The 23,521-nt window shown below is 60.6% G+C and carries 20 protein-coding genes; 5 read left to right on the top strand and 15 right to left on the bottom strand.

Annotation, left to right across the window (positions count from 1 at the left end; all coding sequences use genetic code 11):
* Positions 1-80: 80 nt before the first annotated feature.
* Positions 81-491 (bottom strand): cupin domain-containing protein, encoded by a 411-nt coding sequence (locus HV823_RS23935; protein WP_176952190.1) that lies wholly within the window; start codon positions 489-491, stop codon positions 81-83.
* Between the two features lie 349 nt (positions 492-840).
* Between HV823_RS23935 and HV823_RS23940 the strand changes: the two genes are divergently transcribed.
* On the top strand, positions 841-1,200 hold the full coding sequence (locus HV823_RS23940; protein ID WP_246301916.1) for a response regulator transcription factor: 360 nt from the start codon (positions 841-843) through the stop codon (positions 1,198-1,200).
* 72 nt (positions 1,201-1,272) lie between these two features.
* On the opposite strand, the gene HV823_RS23945 is transcribed toward HV823_RS23940, so the two are convergent.
* From HV823_RS23945 to hlyD, 8 genes are all read right to left on the bottom strand, one after another.
* The gene (locus HV823_RS23945; RefSeq protein ID WP_176952192.1) at positions 1,273-1,911 is read right to left on the bottom strand and encodes a response regulator transcription factor; all 639 of its coding nucleotides are present in this window, start codon (positions 1,909-1,911) and stop codon (positions 1,273-1,275) included.
* Between the two features lie 186 nt (positions 1,912-2,097).
* Positions 2,098-2,736 (bottom strand): response regulator transcription factor, encoded by a 639-nt coding sequence (locus HV823_RS23950; protein WP_176952193.1) that lies wholly within the window; start codon positions 2,734-2,736, stop codon positions 2,098-2,100.
* A gap of 93 nt (positions 2,737-2,829) precedes the next feature.
* Positions 2,830-4,332 (bottom strand): cyclic nucleotide-binding domain-containing protein, encoded by a 1,503-nt coding sequence (locus HV823_RS23955; protein WP_176952194.1) that lies wholly within the window; start codon positions 4,330-4,332, stop codon positions 2,830-2,832.
* A gap of 149 nt (positions 4,333-4,481) precedes the next feature.
* The gene (locus tag HV823_RS23960) at positions 4,482-5,792 is read right to left on the bottom strand and encodes a sensor histidine kinase (RefSeq protein WP_176952195.1); all 1,311 of its coding nucleotides are present in this window, start codon (positions 5,790-5,792) and stop codon (positions 4,482-4,484) included.
* A gap of 84 nt (positions 5,793-5,876) precedes the next feature.
* Positions 5,877-6,989, bottom strand: a complete 1,113-nt coding sequence (locus tag HV823_RS23965; RefSeq protein ID WP_176952196.1) for an ABC transporter permease — start codon at positions 6,987-6,989, stop codon at positions 5,877-5,879.
* Position 6,990: 1 nt separating this feature from the next.
* Positions 6,991-8,136: an ABC transporter permease gene (locus tag HV823_RS23970; protein ID WP_176952197.1), complete on the bottom strand. Its 1,146-nt coding sequence runs from the start codon at positions 8,134-8,136 to the stop codon at positions 6,991-6,993.
* Positions 8,133-9,875, bottom strand: coding sequence for an ATP-binding cassette domain-containing protein (locus tag HV823_RS23975; protein WP_176952198.1), 1,743 nt, complete (start codon positions 9,873-9,875; stop codon positions 8,133-8,135). The genes HV823_RS23970 and HV823_RS23975 overlap by 4 nt, the downstream gene beginning before the upstream one ends.
* Positions 9,872-10,882, bottom strand: coding sequence for a secretion protein HlyD (gene hlyD, locus HV823_RS23980; protein WP_176952199.1), 1,011 nt, complete (start codon positions 10,880-10,882; stop codon positions 9,872-9,874). Before hlyD ends, HV823_RS23975 begins: the two co-directional genes overlap by 4 nt.
* 320 nt (positions 10,883-11,202) lie before the next feature.
* Here hlyD and HV823_RS23985 point away from each other — a divergent pair, with 320 nt between their 5' ends.
* Positions 11,203-11,637: an EF-hand domain-containing protein gene (locus tag HV823_RS23985; RefSeq protein WP_176952200.1), complete on the top strand. Its 435-nt coding sequence runs from the start codon at positions 11,203-11,205 to the stop codon at positions 11,635-11,637.
* A 135-nt stretch (positions 11,638-11,772) separates the two neighbouring features.
* On the opposite strand, the gene HV823_RS23990 is transcribed toward HV823_RS23985, so the two are convergent.
* The 4 genes from HV823_RS23990 to HV823_RS24000 all read right to left on the bottom strand — a co-directional run bounded on the left by HV823_RS23990 (position 11,773) and on the right by HV823_RS24000 (position 15,704).
* On the bottom strand, positions 11,773-13,392 hold the full coding sequence (locus HV823_RS23990) for an MDR family MFS transporter (protein WP_484549452.1): 1,620 nt from the start codon (positions 13,390-13,392) through the stop codon (positions 11,773-11,775).
* Positions 13,393-13,472: 80 nt separating this feature from the next.
* Complete coding sequence (locus HV823_RS23995) at positions 13,473-14,633, bottom strand: HlyD family secretion protein (RefSeq protein ID WP_176952222.1); 1,161 nt, start codon at positions 14,631-14,633, stop codon at positions 13,473-13,475.
* A gap of 253 nt (positions 14,634-14,886) precedes the next feature.
* Complete coding sequence (locus tag HV823_RS27430; protein ID WP_425487692.1) at positions 14,887-15,075, bottom strand: hypothetical protein; 189 nt, start codon at positions 15,073-15,075, stop codon at positions 14,887-14,889.
* Between the two features lie 188 nt (positions 15,076-15,263).
* A complete protein-coding gene (locus HV823_RS24000; RefSeq protein ID WP_176952201.1) occupies positions 15,264-15,704 on the bottom strand; it encodes a hypothetical protein in 441 nt (146 codons plus the stop codon).
* A 407-nt stretch (positions 15,705-16,111) separates the two neighbouring features.
* Here HV823_RS24000 and HV823_RS24005 point away from each other — a divergent pair, with 407 nt between their 5' ends.
* The gene (locus tag HV823_RS24005) at positions 16,112-16,954 is read left to right on the top strand and encodes an MBL fold metallo-hydrolase (RefSeq protein WP_246301923.1); all 843 of its coding nucleotides are present in this window, start codon (positions 16,112-16,114) and stop codon (positions 16,952-16,954) included.
* A 100-nt stretch (positions 16,955-17,054) separates the two neighbouring features.
* On the opposite strand, the gene HV823_RS24010 is transcribed toward HV823_RS24005, so the two are convergent.
* Positions 17,055-19,862 carry an MASE1 domain-containing protein gene (locus HV823_RS24010; RefSeq protein WP_176952203.1) on the bottom strand — a complete coding sequence of 936 codons (2,808 nt, stop codon included), beginning with the start codon at positions 19,860-19,862 and terminating at the stop codon, positions 17,055-17,057.
* A gap of 163 nt (positions 19,863-20,025) precedes the next feature.
* On the bottom strand, positions 20,026-21,090 hold the full coding sequence (locus tag HV823_RS24015; protein ID WP_343052036.1) for an alpha/beta hydrolase: 1,065 nt from the start codon (positions 21,088-21,090) through the stop codon (positions 20,026-20,028).
* A gap of 416 nt (positions 21,091-21,506) precedes the next feature.
* On the opposite strand from HV823_RS24015, the gene HV823_RS24020 reads away from it, so the two are divergent.
* Positions 21,507-22,343 carry an alpha/beta fold hydrolase gene (locus tag HV823_RS24020; protein WP_176952224.1) on the top strand — a complete coding sequence of 279 codons (837 nt, stop codon included), beginning with the start codon at positions 21,507-21,509 and terminating at the stop codon, positions 22,341-22,343.
* 251 nt (positions 22,344-22,594) lie between these two features.
* Positions 22,595-23,509, top strand: coding sequence for a helix-turn-helix domain-containing protein (locus HV823_RS24025; protein ID WP_176952204.1), 915 nt, complete (start codon positions 22,595-22,597; stop codon positions 23,507-23,509).
* Positions 23,510-23,521: the final 12 nt, after the last annotated feature.

Below are 23,521 nucleotides of genomic sequence, written 5' to 3' on the forward strand. Positions count from 1 at the left end.
AAATTCTATGCGCGGGACGATCCTGCGCTCAGGGAAAGGCATGCCGGCGGCTTCTTCCGCGGCCGGTCACATCGATCTTCTCAATCGTCGAAAGTCGTCAGCTCCGTTTCGTCCGTGTCGACCACGAAGATTGCCAATAGCTTTGCCGGCTCCGTCTCGCTCGCGTTCGCGCTCACGCGGTGATGATCACCCGGCACCTCGGTCCAGTTTTCACCGGTCTCGTAGACCTTGACCGGTCCGTCGTTGATCTGGCTCTTGATGCTGCCCTCGATGACCGTCGCGCTGATGAACGCGCTTTTCGGATGGGTGTGCGACGGGTTATGCCCTCCCGGCCCGTATTCGACCAGGACCCCGCGCACGCTCTTGCCGGGCACGTTCGGAAGCGCGTGATCGAACACGAGCGTGACCTTGGATTTATAGGGCTTTTCTGCAGCCGCCGCCGGAAGCGCGAGCATCGCAAGAACGAACAAGCCGTTCGCCCATGTCGACATGGCAACTCTCCTCATTGATCTCTGATGACGGTTTCAATTCTATACGGCGCCTGCATGACCGGCATAGGTATACGTAGGTTGCGTGGGCGCGACGCGATCCGACGCGTTCCTTGAACCGCCGGCTGGTTACAATCCGTCGCACGCGCCACCAAGGAATGCCCGCGTCACACGCAAACCTTAGTTTGCATTGACGCGAGCGCGCGAGGGACGACAATTGCTTTGTCTTCACCATGCGGGGAGAGGGATCTCTGCCGGAATTCTAGCATTTAGCCTTACGCCGTTCCGCCGATTGGCGCCGGTTCAATCAGGCAGAGAAGCACATCGCTGACCTCACATGGAAATGCCTCCGATGCTGATTGCCATTATCGATGACGATGAAGCGGTTCGAGTATCGTTGCTCGATCTGCTGGAGATGTTTGGCTACGCCGTTGAGTCGTTTGCATCCGGACCGGAGTTTCTGAACTCGCCACAGATGTCCGAGACGCGATGTCTCCTCCTGGACATCTCGATGCCGGGAATGACGGGCATCGATCTCTACAGGGAGCTAAGACACCGGGGCATGCTGATACCGGTGGTGTTCATGACGGGACACGCGCAGGATGCACTCGTTCGAGAAGCGAAGCAGGCAGGAACCTGCCTGTTCAAGCCGTTTGCTGGCGGTGAACTGCGTGCAGCCATTGAGAAGGCTATCCGGCCGGACAGCGGATAAGGCTCAGAGGACGACAGGAGCCCGGGCATGCCGCGCCCGCCTCGAGGTTGATGCGCCGGAACTCCCACAGGTTCAGTTCTTCCGCAGCTTCTCGACTTTTCGAACAAGGTCGGCGAGCGATCGGCTTTGCATCTTGCGCATGACACTCATTCGATGCAGCTTCACCGTCATCTCGCTGATCCCGAGCTCGTAGGCGACCTGCTTGTTCATCAACCCGCTGACGACGCCGAACATCACCTGCTCTTCTCTCGGCGTCAGAGTGTTCGCGAGCGCGCCGATCTGATCGCGCTCGGCTTCCAGCTTGCGCCTCTCGCCGTCTATCCGGATGGCATTACCGACGGCGGCCAATAAGTCCTTGGTGACAAAAGGCTTGGTGAGAAAGTCGCACGCGCCGGCTTTCATTGCTTTGACACTGGCGGCAACATCCGCATGCGCGGTCAGGAAGATCACCGGCATCCTGATTCCTGTCGAAATCAATCGGCTCTGTACTTCAAGGCCCGACTCTCCCGGCATCCGGAGATCAATGACGATGCAGCCGGGTCCCGTCGTGTCGACGGTGTCCAAGAACTCGGATCCGCTTGAATAGGCCGAAGCCTGCCAGTGCGTAACGAGAAAAAGATCGAGCAACGCTTCTCGTACCTGCTTGTCGTCATCGATGACATGCACAACTGGTTCCCCCAGCCGCTCCCTGTCCATTTCATGGCTTTCCATCGCCGATCCTCCGCGTCGCCCGGCCATGCACACAGTCCTATAATGTGCGGGTGACCTTCGCGTCGAACTGCGGCCGCCGGAGGGGAAACCTACCACGGGTCAACGGCGCTGGGACGGTACACCTTGGTTTACATCGGGCCTTGCGGGGCTTGAGACGTTCGGAAGCCGTGGCAGCCTGGGAGGACTTCACGATGCGTGGCGGTTGGCCTCGTCGAAGATGCGCACGACATCGGCGATCGAGCGAGCTTCTAGCTTCTTCATCATTCGGCCGCGGTGAAGCTTGACCATGATCTCGCTAATCTTCATTTCATGCGCGATCTGCTTGTTCATCAAACCTTTGGAGACGTACCCGAACACTTCCGCCTCGCGCGGCGTGAGTTTGTCTACCCGTGCCCTCATCTGCAGGCTCGCGGCATCCCTAGCACGAAGCTTGGCGTTGCGCTCAAGAGCCTGTGTCGTCGCCTGGATCAGGCTTTCCGGTCTGAACGGCTTCACCAGGTAGTCTAGCGCCCCAGCCTTCATGGCGGAAACGCTGCTCGCGACGCTGGCATTTCCCGTCATGAAGATGATCGGCAGAGGGTATCCGAGCCGGGCCAGCTTCGCCTGAAGTTCAAGCCCGGTCATGCCCGGCATCCTGATGTCGAGGAGAATGCAGCCGGGCTGCGATAAATCGGCACACTCAAGGAATTGCCCGGCGCTTTCGAATGTTGCCGCCCGCATTCCCCTGGATTCAAAGAAACCGAGGAGCGAGCTCCGAAGATCGCTATCATCATCGATAATATGGATCGTCGGGACGCAAAGCTGTGGATCTGCCGCCTCAGGCATGTGACTCTCTCGGTTCTGCGGGGCGATATGATACCATGAGGTCGTCGACCCGTCGTCGTCGCTTGCCGAAAAGCGACCCCTGGTGGGTTACGGTTAGTGTCGTGATCGTGTCGACTCCCCATAGCCCCGATTCAGTCGGATCAACAATCGTATCCTTTTCAGAAGATCCGATGCTCTGCCATCGCCGGCGTTTATCGATGTCACCGGCCTCTCGGCGAGGCGGCTCCGGCAGGCAAGGTTCGCTGCGAGGTCTTCGGCAAGCTCGGGGCGCTCGATGAGCAACGGCGCGAACGCGTCCTTGTCGATCTCGTAGACGACGACACGCGTGACGGCCTGCAGCGTGTGCATTTCCGCCACGCCGGCAAGCAGCCCCTGCTCGCCGAAGAAGTCCCCCGGCGCCAATCTCGCGATCTCCTGATCGTCCCTCATCATGGCGACGATCCCCGATCTGACGATCATGAGACGCGTCAGGGTTTCCCCGGCGCGAACGATTTCCGCCTCGGCAGCAAACGTCCGCTGCATGGCCATGGACGCAAGAGAGGTGCGCTCGTCGCTGCTCAGGACAGCAAACGTCGAGACGGCCTCGACCAGACCCAATGCCTCCGGCGCCGGGCGGTCGGCCAACCGAACGCTGTCCTTGGAAACGACCACAGCCTCTGGCGGCATCGCCAATTCCAGGCCGCTGGCCTTGCAGTGACGATAGACCAGGTCGATGACCTCGTTGCGCGCTTCGCCACGCTGCGCGGGGCTGGCGACGCGGAACTGCAGTTCAACCGTGACCGCGCTCGCGTCGATGCCCAGAAGGACGACGTTAGGGCTCGGTTGCTTGACGATCACATTGCTGCTGGCGAGCACGTCGCGCATCACCTCCACGATCGTGCGAGGCATCCGTGTGGGAGTCACGCGGACGGGAAGCGCGAGCTGATGGTTCTCGTCGGGTTGGCTCACGTTTGTCAGCCCCAGCTTGGCAAGGACGCTGTTGGGCAGCACGACGACGTTATGTGCGGCAGTCAGGAGATGTGTCGAGCGCCAGTTGCTCGCCATGACCCTGCCTTCGGTGCCGTCCGACAAGGAGATCCAGTCGCCGATAACGTACGGGCGGCCCAGGGTCAGGGCGATGCCGGAAAACACGTCGCTCAGCGTGTTCTGGAGTGCCAGCCCGATTATGATCGCAATCACGCCGGATGTTGCCATCAGTGTGCCGATGGGAACGCCGAAAACAAAGGCCATGATCGACAGTGACACGCCGAGATAGACCGTCGCAACGATCAGGTCCTGGATCAGCCTCGCCTGCCTCGGCCGGTGGTCGAGGACGATGTAGATGCGTACGAAGCCGATCAAGGCCCATGCCAGATGAATCCACCAGAGGACTTTCGCGAGGATGAGCAACGCGCTCGCTCCGTCGATACCGCTCGGATCGTAGTGGAAGGGAGAGGCCCGGACATACCCCAGCACCGCCGTCATAGCCGCGAAGAACGCAATCTGGGCGATCAGTCTGGCCGTGGGACGCGACCGGCCTTGCAGGTGCCATACGACAATTCCGGCGAACCCGAGTAGACTGATGATCAACGGCAGCAGTGGGACGTCGTGGCCCATGTCAATCCTCACACGAACAGGAACTCGGGTGCCAGAGCAGACGATGGCGGGACTGAAGGGCTCGGCCACTTAGCCCCCGGCCGGATCGTGGCCGCGTCTCCTTGATCCGGGCGTGGGCAGAGGATAGTCAACAAGGGTGTTAAAGACCATCAAACGAAGGTTTGCCCCACCCTACCAATCGCGCCTCCGTGCGGGATAGGAAGCGTAACGACAAAGCAAGCCCCCTCGCCCGCCCCGCTGTCGACGTGGATGCTTCCTTCATGGTCGGCCACGATGGATCGACATATGGCCAGGCCGATCCCGATACCGTCCGCCTTCGTTGAGAAAAACCCCTCAAAGATCCGGTCCAGGTGTTGCGGTGGTATTCCTCCGCCCGTGTCGCGCACGCTGAACGAGATCGCGCCGCACCCTCCATACGATGTCTCCACTGTGATCTCGCGTCGCTCTGTGTTGGCGGCCGCTATAGCCTGTATGCTGTTCAGCAGCAGGTTCACCAAGATCTGCTGTAGCTGGACGCGGTCGCCTACCACGGCTGGAAGCCCATGATGCAGCCGCAGTGAAACGACGATCGCGTGGAGGCGGCATTCGGTGGAAACGAATGCCGTCGTCTCCTCGACGATCGCGTTGATATCCACCGGCGTTCGCACCGGATCGCGTTTGGCTGTCATATCCTGGATGCGACCGATCACCCTGCTGGCACGATGCGCGTTGTCCGCAACGCGCATCATCAGATCTCTCGCCTTTGAAAGGTTTGGTTCCGTCCGGTCCAGCCATCGCGTTGCGGTGTCTGCGTCGGTGGCGATCACCGAGAGAGGTTGCCGCACCTCGTGTGCGATGGTGGCGACAAGCTCACCGAGGGCCGAGACGCGCGACGCATGGGCGAGATCCGCCTGGACTTTTTGGAGTTTCTGCTCGGTTCTCCGCTGCGCCGTCACGTCGACCATCATGATCAGGGCCAGATCTGCGCAGTCTTGCGTTTGCGGAAATGTCGCAAACAGCAGAACCTCGAGAAGTTGGCCGTCAAAGGCACGAACCCTCATCTCCTCGACGTGGTTACGCCGGTTGGCGTAGCGGGCTTCCACGATCCGCGCGGCGGTGTCCGGACTCGCGGCGAACAGGTAGCCAACGGGCCCGAGAAGCTCTTCGCGACCCGCTGCACGCAGAAGGTCGACGGCACTGTCATTGGCGCCGGTCACGACCACTGTATTGCTGGCAAGCTCGAAGAGTTCCCTTGTGCGCCTGCCGTCGACCCCACCATGACGACAATCAGGTCCCGTTTCGTCGAAGAACCTCGCCATGCTCCGGGCATCAACCTGCCATAGCGGCAGCGGCACATTGTCGATGAGATTGCGATAGCGTGCTTCGCTCGCCTTCAGATCCTGGTACAGATCGGGATCGATGTGGATGCTCGGGAAGCCCGCCGTGGGAGGCTTGCGGTGCCGATTTCGAGCGCGAATCATGGTGGTTCTCGAATGCTAGTTTTCGATGCGGCGTCGAGACCGGCTGTCCGCCCGTCGGGGCCGGTGTTGCGATCACGGCTGGCGTCATTCGAGGCGACGTCGGAATAGCCATGAGGCCGCCGAGAGGGTGACAACTGCAATGACCAGCAGCGGAATGGTTTGTCTCAGGACTTCGGACGCGGGAATGTCCTTGAGGAAAATGCCTTTCACGACGACGAGAAAGTACCGCAGCGGATTGATGGCGGTTATCGGCTGCAGCCAGGACGGCATGTTCTCTATCGGTGTCGCAAACCCGGACAGAAGCGTCGCCGGGACAAGAAAGAGAAACGCACCAAGGATTGCCTGCTGCTGCGTCATGGACAGCGCCGAGATGAAAAGCCCTACCCCCGCGATCGAGGCGAGATAGAAGAGCGAACTCGCGTAAAGCAGCACGAGCGATCCACGCAGGGGAACCGCAAAGACGAAGACCGCCGCGATCACGTAGACGGTCATGTGGAAAAGACCGATCAGCATCGGTGGGGTGAGCTTGCCGATCACGATTTCATGCGTGCGGAGCGGTGACACCATCAACTGATCGAATGTTCCGAGCTCGCGCTCGCGGGCGATGGACAGAGCGGTGACGATGAGCCCGATCAGAAGGGCGATGTTCGCAATCAGGTTCGGCACCATGAACCACTGGTAGATCAGGTTGGGGTTGAACCAGTAGCGCGGCACGGTTTCTATCGCCGTCGCGGCCTTCCGCGCGCCTGCCGGTGTCTCCGAGGCCAGCGTACGTACAATCTGGGTGACGTAGCCGGTTACGATCTGCGCAGCGTTGGATCGGCGTCCATCCAGAAGGATCTGAACGTCCGCCGGCTTTCCTGCCTCGATGTTGCGGGAGAAATCCGGGCCGATCGTTATCGCCGCGGTCACGCGCTGGCGGTCGATTGCAGCGCGGGCCTCCTGCAAATTGTCGGTGACCGTGATATGCCGGAATCGAGGCGAACCATCGATGCGCGCGACGAGCTCCTCGCCCCAATGGCCCGCATCCCGATTGAGCAGCATGACGTCGACGTTGCGGACTTCGAGCGTTGCCGCATACGAAAACACCACAAGCTGCACGATTGGCGGACCGATCAGGATGGTCCGGCCCTTGGGATCACGAAGTACCGTGAGCAGTTCCTTCAGCACAAGCGCCAGCAACCTCGACCACCACATCTCAGGCAATCCTCTTGCGCGTGCTGCGGGCCGCAAGCGTGAAGAAGACGAGACCGATCAGGAACATGGCTCCGATGGAGCGGAAGTACATCGGCCATATGTCTCCGGCGAGGAAGACGCTCTGAAGGCAGGGGATCAGATACCGTGTAGGCACCACGAAGGTGACCCACTGGATGATCTCCGGCATCGAGTTGATCTCGAACAGAAATCCGGACAGCAGAAAGGACGGCAGGAAGGCGGTTATCAGCGCCATCTGCGATGCCAGGAACTGGTTCTTGGTGGCCGCCGAAATCAGCAGCCCCTGCCCCAGAGCCGGAATGAGGAAAACCGCCGACACAAGATAGAGCGCTCCCACCGAACCGCGGAACGGAACGCCGAATACGAAGACGGCGAGGAGCACGCAGAGCGTCATGGATGCAAGCGCGAGGGCAAAATAGGGAAGGACCTTGCCGGCGAGGAGCTCGATCGCCGTAACCGGCGTCGCCATGATCGCTTCCATCGTGCCGCGTTCCCACTCCCGGGCGACGACCAGTGACGTCAGCAGGGTCCCGACGAGCGTCATGATGATCGCGATCGAGCCGGGAACGAGAAAGGAACGGCTCGTCAGTTCCGGGTTGAACCAGAAGCGCTGCTCGACGCGTACCGGCGCTCCTGTCGCAGCCGTCTCCGACTGCCGGAGCTGCTGCCACGTCGCGACGGCACCCTGAACATAGTTCTGGACGAAGTTCGCAGTGTTGGGATCGGACCCGTCGACGATAACCTGCACCTGGGGGTGGTTTCCGGCCGTGTATCTGTCCATGAAATCCGCCGGGATGACGATGATGCCGCGAATACGCGCCAGCACCAGATCTTCCTCGAATTCGCGGCGGTCACGGCCTGTTTTCACCGAAAAATAGCGCGAAGCCTGGAAGCTCGCCGCAAGGTCGCTCGTCACCGGCGTTACGTCCTCGATGACGACACCGACGCGCGTCTCCTTCGTGTCCAGGGAAATGCCGTATCCGAACAGGAAGAGCAGGATCAGCGGCAGCACGAAGGCGATCAGGATGCTGCTTGGATCGCGGGCGACCTGAAGGCTCTCCTTGCGGACAAGCGCCAGAAATCGAACGCCGCGGCTACCATCATGCGAGCTGTTCGCCGAATCTGTCATCGGGCAACCTCCACGTCCGAGCCCTGCACGAGCGCGATGAAGGCGTCCTCCATCGTGGGATCCGGGTTTTCATCCGTGACGACGCTCGCCTTGAGTTCATCGGGAGAACCGAGTGCGATCGAGCGTCCGCGATAGATCAGCGAAATGCGATCGCAATATTCGGCCTCCTCCATGAAATGCGTTGTGACGAGCACGGTCACGCCCTTCTCCACCAGACCGTTGATATGCGTCCAGAACTCGCGCCGCGTGATCGGATCGACACCCGAGGTGGGCTCGTCCAGGAAAAGGGCCTGCGGCTCGTGCATCACCGCACAGGCCAGCGCCAGCCGCTGCTTCAGGCCGAGCGGGAGATCCTTTGCCGACATCGACAAGCGCGGACCGAAGTCGAAGATCGACGTCATCAGTTCGATGCGCTCGCGCTTTCTGCTGCCCGTGAGGCCGTAGACCCCGGCGAAGAACTGAAGGTTCTGCTGGACGCTGAGGTCGCCGTAGAGCGAGAATTTCTGCGCCATGTAACCCAGTCGGTTGCGCGCCTCGGCTGCATCGAGGCGGAGATCGAAGCCCGCTACGCGCCCCTCGCCCTCCGTCGGCTTCAATAGGCCGCAGAGCATCTTGAAGGTCGTCGATTTGCCGGCGCCGTTCGGTCCGAGCAGCCCGAATATCTCGCCGCCCGGGATGTCGAAGGTGATGTTGTCGGCAGCCGTGAAATCACCGAAGCGCTTGACCAGCCCTCTTGCCTCGATGACCGGGCCATTCTGTCGGGCAACTAGCGGGTCCTGCGCCTCCGCGAGCCTGGAGCGTCCGCCCGGCCCTCCACCCAGCATATCCACGAAGGCGTCTTCGAAGTGCGGCTCCGTGGCGCTGACATCAGCATCCCCGCTGGCAGCAAACCGAGCTGGATGCCCCGGCGTTGTCACCAGTCTGATGGCCTCGCCCTGAATTCCGCCATCGACGACGCCGTCCTCGTCGAGGAGCTTGGCGAGTGAGGAACGCCGTCGCCCGGAAACGCCGGTCACCCGGTACACCCTTTCCTTCACCCGATCCGTCAATTCCTGCGGCCTGCCCGAAAACAGAAGCCTTCCTTCGTTCAAGAGGAGAACACGATCACAGGCTTCTGCCTCGTCGAGATAGGCGGTCGACCAGACGACGCCGACGCCCTCCTTGATCAGGACTTCGACCATCTTCCAGAGATCGCGCCGGGAGATGGGATCGACGCCGACGCCGGGTTCGTCGAGAAGCAGCAGACGCGGCTTCTTCAGGAGCGCGCAGGCGAGACCAAGCTTCTGTTTCATCCCCCCGGACAGCTTTCCGGAAAGGCGGGCAGAGAAGCGCTTCAGATCGGTGAAGGTGAGCAATTCGTCGAAGATTCCGGCCCGATCCGGCTTCGGCAGACCCCGCAGGTCCGCATAGAGCTCCAGATTTTCCTGTACGGAGAGGTCCTCGTAGAGGCCGAAGCGCTGCGGCATGTAACCAATGGCCGCCTGGATATCGGCCGACCGCTCGCGCGTATCGAAGCCGAGGACATCGACTTTGCCGCTGTCCGGGGACATCAGTCCGGTCATCAGACGGATCAAGGTCGTCTTGCCGGCACCATCGGGCCCCACAAGTCCGGTGATCTCGCCACCATGGATGATACCGGAGACCTGATCCAGCGCCGGCTTTCCCGACCCGAAGCGCTTGGTCACGTCGTCCAACTGGACGAAGGCGCCCGTCGCCGCATGTCCGGCTGCGATATTCATTTCACTGCCGCCTCCATTTCCGGGAAGCGCAACGTCACCGGCATTCCCTGGCGAAGATCCCGGCCAGGAGTGCCGATGACGACACGAATTCGATAGACGAGATCGGTACGAAGTTCCGGCGTCTCGACGGATTTCGGCGTGAATTCCGCAACGGGTGAAATGAAGCCGATCGTTCCCTCGTAACTTTTGCCGGGGTGCGTATCGGATGCGACCTTGACCTTCATACCCGGGTAGATCCGCCCGAGATCGACCTCCCCGATGTAGCTGCGCACCCACACAGGGGCCGTGAGCGACAGGACATAGACAGGGTCGGAGGACGATACGATTGCGCCGGGTTCCTTGATCCGTGACAGGACGACGCCGTCGTTCGGCGCACGCAGTTCCGTGTCGGACAGGGAGGTGCGTGCGGTAAGTAGCGCCGCCTCGGCTGCCTTCACCTGCGCTGCGGCCGTCGCGATGTCTTCCGAGCGACTACCCTCCTCCAGGAAGGCGAGTGCTTCCTTCGTCATATTCGAACGCGCCAGAGCCACCGCCCTTGCTGCGGTCGCCTCATCCACGCCGGCATCCGAGATCGTTCCTCGAGACCGAAGCAGTTGTGCCCGATCATAGGCAAGGCGGGCCTTTTGAAGGTCGGCAACGCTAGCGTCATGCGTGGCTCTCGCCTGCGCGATCTCGGTCTGCCGTGGACCGGCTACCAGCTTCTCGTAGATCGCCCTGAGCGCTGCGACATTCGCCTCCCCCGAAATCACCGCGTGGTCGTACGTATCCTTGTCGAGCCGGGCCAGAAGATCCCCGCGCTTGATCACGTCGCCCTCGTCGACCATGGCCTCCATGATCCGACCGTCGACGCGGAATGCGAGTGAGACCTGACGTATGTCGATGTTGCCGTAGAGGACCATTTCCTCGTCGACGTCACGCGCAATGCCCAGGCTCGCGAGCACGTCGTATTTCCAACCGGCAGCGCCCATGGCGGCCAACGCGAGAACGATCGGTATTGCCTTGTTCATTTTCGTCTCCTGTGCAGGACCCCGCTGCGGCAAAAGCGGAAGAGCGTATCGCCGTCGGCAATCCGGCTCTCCGCCACACGCAAGTCGAGAACCCGCTGTGCTCTGTCGCGCAACGCGATTTTTTCTTGTCTTCGCATGACAAGGCCAAAGCCCACTAAGCAACCGAACAGGCGCACACTTCTAGGCCAACGTTGGTATGCGTTGACGCGATCAGTGGCGAAGGCCACGCATCGCTTGTCGGCAAAGGAGCGAATCTCTGGAGCGACAAAATTAAGTGTTGCGGAAGAGTTGACCCATCCAATCAAAACAGAGGAGAATTTATGAAGGTCGAGAGTTCCATTTTTAGCCTGATCACCCCGCGGACACGAAAAGCTCCATCGACCGCCGAAGAAGGACTTGGCGTCACGTTATCGCCGCCCGCGAAGACGCCCGCGGTTCGCTCGGACGCTCAACGGATCGACGACTTCTACGCCAGGATGAGCAAGCAGCAGCTTGATTGGTCGGATGCAAACAAGGACGGCAAAGTCACGAAAGCCGAATACATGGACGGCCAGAAGCGGCTAGCCGAAATGAATGATCAGGAGTTCGACAGCGCGCGCAGCGACGCGCACTGGGCCAAGCTCGATCCTGACGGCACAGGCTCTCTTGACGCGAGCGCGCTTCGGGAAGGTCTGGAGAAGCTTCTTCCAGTCGGTACGGGCCGCCTGGATGCAAACTTCGCCGAACGCCTCCGTACACGACAGACCTCGGACTGATACCCACCCATTGTCAATTCTCATAGGCGCCGCAATCCTTGTCTCTGGCGGGTCTGCGGCGCCGCCATTTCAAGAGCCCTGATCACTCCACCAGCGTGAACAGTTCGATCGGTTCGACGAAACCGAGCGGACCTTTCAATGTGCTCCACCACCCGCCATCTGGCCGTCAGGCTTCTTCAGGAGAAGTGTTGCGAACAATGCGACGACGAGACCGGCTCCAAGCAGAAAGAACGCATCGCTGAATGCCATGATGTCTGCCTGCTTTCGTACGCTGGACGCGATGGCCACAACGGCCTTCTGAGCGGCTACGGCTGGATCGCTGACGCCCTGTTCCATGAAGTAGGATGTCAGCTTGGCGATCCGGTTTCGCGTTGCCTCCTCGAAGAGGCTGATCGAATTTGTCAGGATGTTCGAATGAAATTGCTCCCGTTTCGTCAGAAGCGTCTGTAGCAGGGCAATTCCGACCGCGCCGCCGAGGTTGCGCATCATGTTGAAGAGAGCGGATGCCGAGCCTGCGTTCTCCTGTTCGATTCCGGCCGTCGCGACAACCGAAAGCGGGGCAAACACAAGGGCTTGCCCGATAGCGCGTATGACGTTGGGCCAGAACAGCTGGTCGGCCGCATAGTCGCCGGTGATGTTCACGTTCATGAAATTCGAGCCGGCAAACAGGAGGAAGCCCATGGCGATCATGATCCGGACATCAACGAGTTTCATGAGCTTGGGAACGAGTGGGATGAGTACGAGCTGCGGAATGCCGGTCCAGGCAAGCACCATGCCGATCTGCTCGGAATTGTAGCCTTGAATGCGCGCCAGATAGATCGGCAGTACGAACGCCGATCCATAAAGCGCGATCCCCAGCAATGTATTCGCCAGAATACCGAAGGCGAAGTTGCGTCGGGCAAGTAGCCTCAGATTCAACAGCGGGTTCTCGATCTTGAATTCGATGACCAGGAAGAGCGTCAGGGACACCGCGGCAACGATAGAGAGGTGCAGAATATGTTCGGATCCGAACCAGTCCTCCTTGTTCCCCTCCTCCAGCACCGTCTGAAGACAGGCAAGACCGATCGCAAGGGTGACAATCCCGGCCCAGTCGCCTTTAGCCAGCAAGCCCAGGTTCATCGGAGCTTCATCGAGCGAAATCCAAAGCAGGCCGACCATCAACAGGCCGGGGACGAGGTTCACATAGAAAATGAACTCCCAGCCGTAGTTCTCTGTCAGATACCCACCGATGGTCGGTCCAATGGCGGGGGCGAATGTCGCCGAGAGCGCGAAGAGCGCCAGTCCTACCGGTTGTTTCGATTTTGGCAGCAGGGTTATGATGATCGTGAAGGCCATCGGGATAAGAACCCCACCGGCGAAACCCTGAATCGCACGAAGCACGATCATCTGTTCCAGGTTTGTCGCGAATGCACAGGCGACCGAAAACACCAGGAAGAGGATGGCGTTCGTCAAGAGGTACTTTCGGAGCGAGAACACCTGGGCCAGCCAGCCGCTCAACGGAATGACCACGATTTCCGCGATGAGATAGGAGGTCGAAATCCAACCGCCGTCGTCCTTGCCGGCGCCGATCGCACCTTGAATGTCGGCGAGCGACGCGTTGACGATCTGGATGTTGAGCACCGCCATGAAAGCCCCCAAGGTGGACCCGACGACGGCGCACCACATGCGCGCAGTACCCATGCCATTTCCCGACACGGCTGCATCGGCACTTGGCAAATGCTGGCCCTTGGTGGCGACGAGCTTGCGATCGATCATCACGTTTCTTCCGCGGGTGCGGAACCTTTTGTTGAGCTATCTAGGTAAATGGGACGAGGCCCAAGGTCCGCCAGCCGCTGTCACGGTTGCTTCGACAACCGGGCAATCCTGGTGTTGATCTTGGGCACGACGGACATTCCCGAGCGCAACGGCGCTGCGCGGGCCTCGTCATCGATGATGATCTTGACGGGGATGCGCTGGACGATCTTCGTAAAGTTGCCCGTCGCGTTATCAGGCGGAAGCAGCGAGAACTCGAGACCGCTCGCGGGCGATACGCTATCCACGTGCCCCTTCACTTCCAGTCCGGGAAAGCCGTCAACCTCGATGACCACGGGCTGGCCCGGCCGAACATAGGTCAGTTGCGTTTCCTTGAAATTGGCGACGACATAGACGGACTGGAGAGGCACGACTGCCATCAACTGAGTGCCGGCAGTGACATACTGCCCCACGCGGATGGTACGTGCGCCAAGCGTGCCGTCGACGGCCGCGACGATGTTCGTGTAGGAAAGGTCCAGTTCTGCTTGTTGAACGGCGGCGACGGCCTTGTCCCGTTGAGCAGTCGCGTGATCACGCTGGCTCCTGAGAACAACAACCTTGTCGCGGGCGGCGATCAGGGCGGCCTGGTCGCGCTGGACCGCAGCGGTCGCCTGATCCATGAGCGACCGGCTCTGTTCGGCACGTGACTGAGTACCTGCGCCGCTCGTGCTCAGTCGCGTGTCTCGTTTGGCCTCGGATCTTGCAAAGACGAGCGAAGCGTTCGATGCATCCACCGAAGCCCGCGCCTGCCTGATGACAGAGTTCTGCAACTCGATCTGGGCGTCAATGTTGGTGATCGCGGCTTCCGAGGCCTTCAACTCGGCCCTCGCCTGGCTCACGACGACCTGGAAGTCGCGGTCATCGATCCGCGCAAGGACCTGACCCGCTTTCACGGTCTCATTGTCACCAACCAGCACTTCCCGGATGTAGCCCGCGACCTTGGGCGCGACCGTCGTGTAGTCCGCCTTGACGTAGGCATTGTCGGTGGATTCGATGAATCGGCCGACTGTCCAGTAGTGGTGACCGAAGTGAGCACCATACCCCGCACCCGCAATCAGGGCCAAACCCAGTACGCCCTTCTTGAAAGAGGCCCTGCCCCGAGGTACGGCGATGGCTGCGGGAACGTTCGTTTTTTCATCTACTGCTGCGGCAACATCACTGCCGTCTGCCGGCTCGAATGCTTCCTTACGTGGTATTTCAACCATCACGATCTCCAACGGTCATCGCGCGCGAGCGCCCGTGACGCTTAAGCGCGCTCTACGTCGCGACCACAGACAATTCACATCTCGCCTTGCGACTGACCGATTCCGACGGACATCAGCGAGGTCGCTTCTGCTCGAAGAAATCGTCTTTGGCAGAGAACGCGCCTTTGGTTTGGATTTTTCCTGGACCGCAGGACAGCTATACGAAGGTTAGAATGGGGCTGTCCGAGAAGCCGGCGCATATCCGCGTTTCACCCTAACGAGCACGCGACGGCCCACGAACGATGTTCATCTGAAGTTCGTGTCTTGATGCGTACCGCCCGAGTATCCTGATCAGGCGCTTTTCCTCGGCCTGACAGATCCCCGCCTGTCGGCAGTATTCGGCAATGTCCCAGACGGGCTCCGAACTGGCCTCTTCGAGCAATCTGGTGTCGCTGCAGGTCATATCGCGCCTTTCGTGCACAAATGCGCAGCCTCGCCGAATGGATAAGACATCGGACAACCGACGGAGGACTTGAGAGCGTATGAATTTTTCGGGGAGCCGGAGACGATACGGAAGCTTTACTCTTCGCAGCGACGTCGGGCGCACTCACCAGCCCGCCGCGATCCGTCGCCGCCCGCTGTCTTCGGCATCTAGGCTCGAAGACTACTCGTTTCACCGCGCGCAGGCACAGTCGTCACCTGCCTGTACGCCCAGAGTGTCGCGGCTACCCCGAAGATCGCCGGAAGGCTCACGGCTGGGAAGTCGCGAATGATCACAGACGACGAGCAGATACCGACCGCCACTTCCCACAGGTGGAATGCGGCATGCGCAATAAGCCAGAGGGTCGCGCCGGCCCACAGTTCCAATCGTCGATGCGGCTTCCAAAGCCCGACTGCGAAAGCGAGCGCGATGAACCCCTGCATGATACCGATGTCTCGAACGAAATGCTGGTTGAACATTCCGGTGTCCGTGACGCCCGGCACGAAATAGTACCAGCCTTCCGGATCATAGAGCATGTGGAGCGAAAGCCAGGCGGCCAGCAGGATGTTGAACCCGACCATTCCGTAGACGATGTGTTTCGAAGCCTGCATGTCGACCTCCTTCAAACGATCTTCCGGAAATTATCACCGTGGATGGGCGGTGGCTCCCCAAACGAAGGTTTAGAGAAAGGCGGGCCGACGCGTCCCGCATGGTCGTGTCCGCGAAATGCGCGAGGCTCGCAAGCTGCGCCAGGGCAATCGCGCAGTTTGGCGCAAGTGAGGGAATCAAGCCCAACGACCGTTTAGCTACAACGCAGATGCGCTTGCCCATACAGTCCTGGCGTGGCTCGTGACCACACGTCTCCACTACCCCAAAACAGGAGAGCAACATGTCACAGGCAGAAATGAGGAAGGCGCAGCCGACCAGTCAGCAGGAGGCATACATTGGCGTGCAGGCCACCCGGCCCTCAAGCAAGCTAGGGCGCGATGAGCTGGTTCCCTCGCGCTACGCGCTGCGGATGGGTGAGATTGACGTGCTTGTCATCAGCGATGGGGTGCTGCCGCTTCCGACGGAAATGCTGGCGCACAATGCAGAGCCGGCCATACGCGCGGCATGGCTGGACAATATGTTCCTGCCGCCGGACGCTTTCGACTGGCCGCTCAATGCGGTGGTGGTTTGGAGCGGCGATCAGACGATACTTCTGGACGCCGGCTTGGGGCTGGACCCGGACTTGAACTTGCCGCGTGCCGGGCAACTGGTCAGGCGACTGGAAGCTGCCGGCGTCGATCTCGGGTCCGTCACAGACGTGGTGCTCACCCACTTGCATATGGACCATATCGGCGGGCTTCTCGTCGACGGGGTGAAGGACCGCGTGCGTCCCGACATGCGGATCCACGTGGCGGCCGCAGAGGTCAAGTTCTGGGAGGCGCCCGATTTCTCTCACACGGCCATGCCGCCGGGTTTCCCCGATGCACTTCGATCCGCCGCCAAGCGCTTCACGAAGGAATACCGTACCCATCTGCGATTGTTCGCAGACGAACACGAAGTGGCGCCCGGGGTCGTCGTCCGACGCACCGGCGGCCACACGCCGGGCCACAGCGTGATCCACGTGTCGTCCGGGGGAGAGGGGCTGACGTTCGCCGGCGACGCCGTCTTTGCGGTCGGCTTCGACCAGCCCGACTGGCACAACGGCTTCGAACACGACCCCGAGGAGGCCGCCCGCGTTCGGATCCGTCTTCTGCGGGAGCTGGCGGCAAGCGGCGACCTCTTGATTGCCACCCATCTGCCGTTCCCGTCCGTCGGCCGAGTGGCAGTCGAGGGCGAGGCCTTTCGTTGGGTGCCGGTGTTCTGGGATTACTGACCCCTGGCTCGATCAAGCCGATGATGTCAAAGCGCGCGACGGCACGAACGAGCCGTCGCCGCATTCGGCCCGGCGCTGCGCACGAGCGAGATAGCGGCCCTCATGTCAGCTCCGCTTCGATAGGCAGCGTGAACCTGAACGTCGCTCCCTCCAACTCATTGTTCTCAACCCACAACTGTCCGCCATGGCTCTCGACGATCGAGCGACATATTGCCAGTCCCATGCCCATCCCACGCTCCTTTGTCGTAAAGAACGGCTCGAAGATCTTCTCCGGGGATGAGACGCCTCCGCCACGATCAATAACATCGATCTCGATGACCTCTCCTGGCCGGTGCGCGCGCACTTTCAAGACTCTGTCCTCGGTGACGGCATTCATTGCGTCCATGCCGTTGCGGATGAGATTGACGAGAATCTGCTGAACCTGGATCCGATCGAGCAAGACCGGTGGAAGGTTGCCTTCAACGTCCATCGTCATGCGAATGCGCCGCCGTGCAGCTTCCTCAGCCATCAGGTCGCGCGCGCCGAAGACGACGCTCTCGATCGTCGTCTTCGTCCTCGTCTCCACCGACGGCCTGAACAAGGCACGGATGTGGGTCACGACGTCACTCGCGGAATGCGCACTGTCGATGATACGCTCCACCGTCTTCTGAGCGCGTTCGAGATTGGGGGGCGTCGCTGCGAGCCAGCCCTGGCACGCGCTGGAATTGGCGACGATCGCGGCCAGCGGCTGGTTCACTTCGTGAGCGATCGCGGCGGACAGCTCGGCGAGGCTCGCAATCTGGCTCGCCCTTGCGAGGCTCTCCCGCGCCATATGCAGCTCTTCCTCGATCCGGACCTGATCGTCGATGTCATGCGAGAGACCGAACCACTGGACGATGCGTCCGTCGTCATCCCTGAGCGGCTCGGCGCGGCCGGACATCCAGCGGTAGGTTCCGTCGGCCCTGCGCATGCGGTAACTGAGATTGAAGCTCTCGCCCGTCGCAAGCGAGCGTTTGAGCGTCTCCTCCAGCCTGACGATGTCGTCGGGATGAAACAACGTCGCTATCGCTTCCGCCAGCCGGTCATTTCGAGGGCCGTCGAAGTCACTGACATCCAGGCCGCAGAACTCGACCAGACGCTTGCTGAAGAAGGTCGGCTCGCCCTTCGGAGACAGGCGCCAGAGCAGGCTCGGCACCATGTCGACGAGCTGCGAGAGTTCCCGCTCCCGGTTGCGCAGATCGTCCTGCGCCTTCACCAGATCGTCGATGTCGACGCTCACGCCGTACCACTGGATGATAGCGCCGGTCTCGTCGCGCAAAGGCTCAGATCGGCTTTCCACCCAACGATGAGGCCCCTTGGCCCGGTGCTGGCGATACCGGGCGATAATCGGCGTGCCCGTCGAGACGGCGTGCGCGAACACCCCTTCCACGGCTTCCCGCTCGTCCGGGTGGATGACAGCCAGGGTTCGGGATCCCTCCGGGGAAACCATATCCTTGACCGTGAGGCCCGTGACGTCGACAGCGCGCTTGTTGAGATAGCAGGGTATGCCTTCCGGTGTCATGCACCAGATGAGCGCCGGCACTGCGTCGATCATCTGTTGAAGCTGGCGCTCGCTGCGCCTGAGTGCTTCCTGCGCACGCATCTCGTCGTCGATGTCGATGGATATGACGTACCATTGCACGATCGCCCCGCCTTGATCCCGCAGCGGCTCCCCCCGGCCGTCGACCCATCGATATACACCGTCGGCGCGGCGCATGCGGTACTTCTGGGCAAAGGGTTCACCGGTGGCAAAGGAATGGCGGGCCGTCGCGAGCAGCTCGGCGGCATCGTCGGGGTGAACAAGCGCATGAATGGCAGCGGCAAGCCGGCTCATCCCCTGCTTGTCCAAGCGGGTCACGCTATCCAGCCCGAAGAAGTCCAACAGCCGCTTGTTGAAGAAAATCGGCTCACCCTCCGCCGTCATGCGCCTGATATGGACCGGGACCATATCCACGAGCTGCGAGAGCTCCCGCTCGCGCTCGCCCAGAGAGAGGAGCGCCTTTTGGTTCTGTCGGGATATGGCGGCCACGATGAGGGAGGAGAAGGCCGAGATCGCCAGGAAGAGCTGCAGCATGACCTGCTTTTCGCGCTGCGTCTCGGGATCGCCCACAAAGTGGCTGCCGCCGGAGATCGTGAGCGCCATCGTGATCAGAGCAAGAAGGGTCAGGGCGACGGCCACGCCTTTGAACTCGAAACGCACAGCCGCCCAGAGAAGCGGCGGCATGATGATATAGGCGGAAGCCAAGTAGTCCGTGCTCAAGGACAGCGCGGCAGCCGCGAGAAAGACGAGACCAAGAAGGCTGGCCTCCGTCCACCTTGCTGCCGATAGCCTGGTCCTGCCGTGCCAGTGCTGGATCACCATCAGCGACAATGGCCCGACGAGTAGGATGCCGGTGGCGTCTCCAATCCAGAACAGCGGCCATACTTCCGCGAACGACTGGTCTTCGACGCCGAACCAGGCAAGCGCGGCGCTTCCGACCGTCGCGCTAGCGAGTGGGGCCACGCCGGCGCCCAGCCAAACGAATGCGAGAACCTCCCGCAGGGTCTCCATCCGAAGCGGGCGGCCGCAAGCCAGGTTCACGAGCGTCGCGCCGGTCGCGGCACAGAGAGCGTTGCCAGCATAAATGAGAAGCCCCACCGGCAGCGGGCTATGGAACCATACGAATTGCGCAAACATTTCGGCCAAACAGCCGGACAGCATCCACCATGGCCAAGTATATGGCGCGGTGAGGATCAACGTCGCGACGAATACCCCCGCCGGCGGCCAGATCGAAACCGTTATCCCAGGAACGATTGCCAGCGCATCCGCGAAGCCGCAGCCCAGGACATACGCTGCGAAAAACAGCCCGAGGTACTGTAACCGAGGACGGCTGGACCATACGGACATCATCGGCTGCTCCTGCCCAACACAAGGGGCCTACGGCCTCCTAAAATCGATATAACAGATGTTCCCAAGCCTTGGGCAGACGGACCCCTCGTTCTTAGATGGATCCACTCTTCCAATTGTACGAACTATGGCTCCGCCCCACGGAAGTACTAAACAGTCTGTCCGCTCACCGGTCGATACGGTCTAGCGTCGAAGTCGCGGTGTTGAACACGAAGACTCCCGGTCCCGCGTAGCGCTTCGCCAATGGATTTTCGATCTGTCTCTGAAATTTTGAATAGAGCGCTACCATCGCAGTGAAGCGCCCATGCCGGAAGCTATCAGCCGTTCTCAGCCCTGAGATGTCGATAACGCGGACACCGTATCGCTTGGCCGCGGCTTGAACCCATGGATCGTGCACGTCGTCGGCGCCGACACGCCGCCCACCGCTGATGATGCCCGAGAGCGCCAGAGCCCTATCATCGCGCGACACCAGAAGCGTGAGGGGACGGGGAAGCCGCCCGATAATATCGAGTTGCCGGACCATTTCCACGACATCGATATCCGGAGCAGCAAGTGCGACATTCGAAAATCGTTCGAGAACAGCACGACGACGGTCGCGGTTCATTTTCGCTAGCGTCTCGATCGTAAGCCACCCCCCCATACTATGTGCGAGCACCGCGATCTGCGCGTCTGGTGGCTCAGTCAGAATTCTGATGGTCTTTGCAAGGCCGTCCGTCGATGCCAATGCCGCCGACTTGTCCGCACCATAGCTCAGCGCGCTGGCCTTTGACGGCCAGGCAAAAAGTACCGCGACGCGGTTGTCACTCGCATCCTCGGCGATCTGGGCAAGGCGATAAACGGACTCCTGGTAGTTGTTGTTGTATCCGTGAACGAAGAGCCGAACGGACCGTCCGTTACCCTTCACGTCGACGACGCCCGATCTGAATTCCGCCTCCGAAATGCGCGCCGATTCAACCGTGACAAAATCGGTGGCAGCGTCAGGAGGGTCCCCTGGCCACTCGATCGCGTCGGCTTGGTGCCCAGGTGGAACGGAGATCACGTAGCGCGCGAAACGGAGTGTCTGCGATTGACCGCTGTTGAATGACGGTGTCGAGCCAGTGTCTGGCATCCGCGTTGTTGCAACAAAGATCGTGACGTTTCTGCCGCCCCTCATCGCTTTAGTCGGTTCCAAGATCCGAGGCCCCGGCCGTGAAGCGCACGTGGCGAGCGTGAGGGCGAGCGCGGCGACCACGATCGAAGTCCCTCGAGGCAAGCAGGCAGGCCGGGCCCGGACATCCAGGTCTCTTCTTCGGGCTCTGATGCTAATGCACTTCGTCATTGCGGTCATTGCCTATCAATATCCGAGAACATTTGGCCGTCAATCAACAGCAATCCCACGACAGGCCGCGCAATTGCGAAAGGTCATCGCATTTCGCTCTCCGATAAGACCTCCACGTGGATGCTTCAAACACGGAGAAAGCCATGACCACAAATTCCTTCCCAGACACCCCGAATGCCAAAGAACATCTTTTTGCACCGCCGGTGCCATACCGGCGCGATGTCCTGATTGCCGGTCTTTCGGCCACGATTTTTGCCGCAGGGCCTGAAGGTGCCGCAGCAAAAACCACCCCCGCCAAAAGCAGTCAGTCCAACAAGGAAAACCACGACATGAACCACGTAACGACCGCCGACGGCGTCGATATTTTCTACAAGGACTGGGGTCCGAAGTCAGCCAAGCCGCTTGTCTTTCATCATGGTTGGCCACTTTCCGCCGACGATTGGGATGCCCAGATGCTCTTTTTCCTCGGCAAGGGATATCGCGTCATCGCGCATGATCGCCGCGGCCATGGACGTTCGAGCCAGGTCAGCGATGGCCACGACATGGATCATTATGCCGCCGATTTCGCTGCGGTCGCCAAGCACCTCAATCTCCGCAACGCCGTCCATATCGGGCACTCTACCGGCGGCGGCGAGGCCGTGCACTACGTTGCCAGGCATGGCCAACCAGACGGACGCGTCGCAAAGCTGGTGCTGATTGGCGCCGTGCCGCCGATCATGGTCAAAACCAAGGAAAATCCCGGCGGTCTGCCGATTGAAGCTTTCGACAACCTGCGCTCGCAACTCGCTGCAAACCGCGGACAGTTTTACCACGATCTCGCAAGCGGTCCCTTTTATGGGTTCAATCGAGAGGGCACAAAGGCGATGGAAACGATCGTCCAGAACTGGTGGCGCCAGTCGATAATGGGCGCTGCCAATGCGCAATATCTCGGTATCAAGGCATTTTCCGAGACCAATTTCACTGAAGATCTGAAGATTATTTCGGTACCGACGCTTGTTCTGCATGGCGAAGACGATCAGATCGTGCCAATTGCCGATTCCGCACCACTTTCGGCGAAGCTTCTGAAGAATTCCACACTCAAGATTTATCCCGGCCTGCCGCACGGCATGTGCACGACGCATGCCGACATCATAAACGGCGACCTGCTCGCATTCATTGAGCGCTAGTCGGTCGGGAAGCGGCGTCATCCGCCGCCGGCGCCGCTTCCCAATCCCTTGAGGAACAACCTCCCACCTTTTGACAGGACGTACTATCCGCATGCATAGGGCACGCCGTCAATCAGCCCGTGCCGTACTTCCTTTGGTGCTGATATCCGGGTCCCTGGGATAGGTCAGGATGGTCCAGCGGACGATATCGCCGGCCGAGCCCTAGCTATTATCCTCCTTCCACGTTCACGAGCCGCTGGAAGGAACCGGGTATGGCTCCCTTTGAGATCAAATCAAGCATTCCATCCAGGGCGGGTGGCATTCGACCGGACAGCGAAATGCAGCGGGTGCTGCGCACTGTTCCCGTTGAATCCTTCTGCTTCGACGACCCTTTCGACACCCGACTCGCCCGTTGGAAGCATCAGCCGTTCCACGAGACCGTGCAGCCTATGTCGGATCATGTGATCATGACCTATCTCGGAGCGATGCAGCGCCTGGAGCGCCGGTCTGGACAGGAATATTCGACGGGAATGGGTCGGCGCGGCAGTATTACGTTCATACCTGCAAAATCCAGTTCACGTTGGGATATTTATGGACCGATGGATATCCTGCAACTCTATCTCTCACCGGAATTACTAGACCGCGTAGGCCGGGAATCCCCTGGCCCGGCAAGGCCATTAGTCGAAAGCACAGCGCAGCCCGACAATATTTTGGCAGGCCTGCTTGAGTTGACGCTTCAGACCTTCGGCGAACCGGCACATCTTGAAGGCCTATATCGCCAGCAATTGGCGAGCCTGATCGCTATCCATATCGTGAAGACCCATAGCGGCGTGGCTGAAACGATCGAGAAGGCCTCTGGCGGTCTCTCGCCTACCATTCTCCGCGTGACACTGGAGCGGCTCTCCTCAGAAAACCAGGAGGACTTTTCGCTGGCTGCGCTCGCGGATGCCGCCAACCTGTCGCGCTTCCACTTCTGCCGCTCGTTCAAGAAAAGCACCGGCCTTACCCCGCATGAATGGCTACGCCAGAGACGGATGGATCAAGCGATGGCGATGCTGCGCGATCCGGGTCTACCGGTAACCGATATTGCCGGGATATTAGGCTATGCGACCCTCACCGCTTTTTGCGTCGCCTTCAAGCGTCATACCGGATCGACACCCGGCGAGTGGCGCCGAACGGCTCTCTGAGGAAGATGAGGC

Source organism: Mycoplana rhizolycopersici, from assembly GCF_013378445.1.
Lineage (GTDB): Bacteria > Pseudomonadota > Alphaproteobacteria > Rhizobiales > Rhizobiaceae > Mycoplana > Mycoplana rhizolycopersici.

Bases quoted from the DNA above. Each gene is read 5' to 3' on its own strand.
- HV823_RS23935 (WP_176952190.1), bottom strand. From the start codon at position 491: ATGTCGACATGGGCGAACGGCTTGTTCGTTCTTGCGATGCTCGCGCTT.
- HV823_RS23940 (WP_246301916.1), top strand. From the start codon at position 841: ATGCTGATTGCCATTATCGATGACGATGAAGCGGTTCGAGTATCGTTG.
- HV823_RS23945 (WP_176952192.1), bottom strand. From the start codon at position 1,911: ATGGAAAGCCATGAAATGGACAGGGAGCGGCTGGGGGAACCAGTTGTG.
- HV823_RS23950 (WP_176952193.1), bottom strand. From the start codon at position 2,736: ATGCCTGAGGCGGCAGATCCACAGCTTTGCGTCCCGACGATCCATATT.
- HV823_RS23955 (WP_176952194.1), bottom strand. From the start codon at position 4,332: ATGGGCCACGACGTCCCACTGCTGCCGTTGATCATCAGTCTACTCGGG.
- HV823_RS23960 (WP_176952195.1), bottom strand. From the start codon at position 5,792: ATGATTCGCGCTCGAAATCGGCACCGCAAGCCTCCCACGGCGGGCTTC.
- HV823_RS23965 (WP_176952196.1), bottom strand. From the start codon at position 6,989: ATGTGGTGGTCGAGGTTGCTGGCGCTTGTGCTGAAGGAACTGCTCACG.
- HV823_RS23970 (WP_176952197.1), bottom strand. From the start codon at position 8,136: ATGACAGATTCGGCGAACAGCTCGCATGATGGTAGCCGCGGCGTTCGA.
- HV823_RS23975 (WP_176952198.1), bottom strand. From the start codon at position 9,875: ATGAATATCGCAGCCGGACATGCGGCGACGGGCGCCTTCGTCCAGTTG.
- hlyD (WP_176952199.1), bottom strand. From the start codon at position 10,882: ATGAACAAGGCAATACCGATCGTTCTCGCGTTGGCCGCCATGGGCGCT.
- HV823_RS23985 (WP_176952200.1), top strand. From the start codon at position 11,203: ATGAAGGTCGAGAGTTCCATTTTTAGCCTGATCACCCCGCGGACACGA.
- HV823_RS23990 (WP_484549452.1), bottom strand. From the start codon at position 13,392: ATGATCGATCGCAAGCTCGTCGCCACCAAGGGCCAGCATTTGCCAAGT.
- HV823_RS23995 (WP_176952222.1), bottom strand. From the start codon at position 14,633: ATGGTTGAAATACCACGTAAGGAAGCATTCGAGCCGGCAGACGGCAGT.
- HV823_RS27430 (WP_425487692.1), bottom strand. From the start codon at position 15,075: ATGACCTGCAGCGACACCAGATTGCTCGAAGAGGCCAGTTCGGAGCCC.
- HV823_RS24000 (WP_176952201.1), bottom strand. From the start codon at position 15,704: ATGCAGGCTTCGAAACACATCGTCTACGGAATGGTCGGGTTCAACATC.
- HV823_RS24005 (WP_246301923.1), top strand. From the start codon at position 16,112: ATGGGTGAGATTGACGTGCTTGTCATCAGCGATGGGGTGCTGCCGCTT.
- HV823_RS24010 (WP_176952203.1), bottom strand. From the start codon at position 19,862: ATGATGTCCGTATGGTCCAGCCGTCCTCGGTTACAGTACCTCGGGCTG.
- HV823_RS24020 (WP_176952224.1), top strand. From the start codon at position 21,507: ATGAACCACGTAACGACCGCCGACGGCGTCGATATTTTCTACAAGGAC.
- HV823_RS24025 (WP_176952204.1), top strand. From the start codon at position 22,595: ATGGCTCCCTTTGAGATCAAATCAAGCATTCCATCCAGGGCGGGTGGC.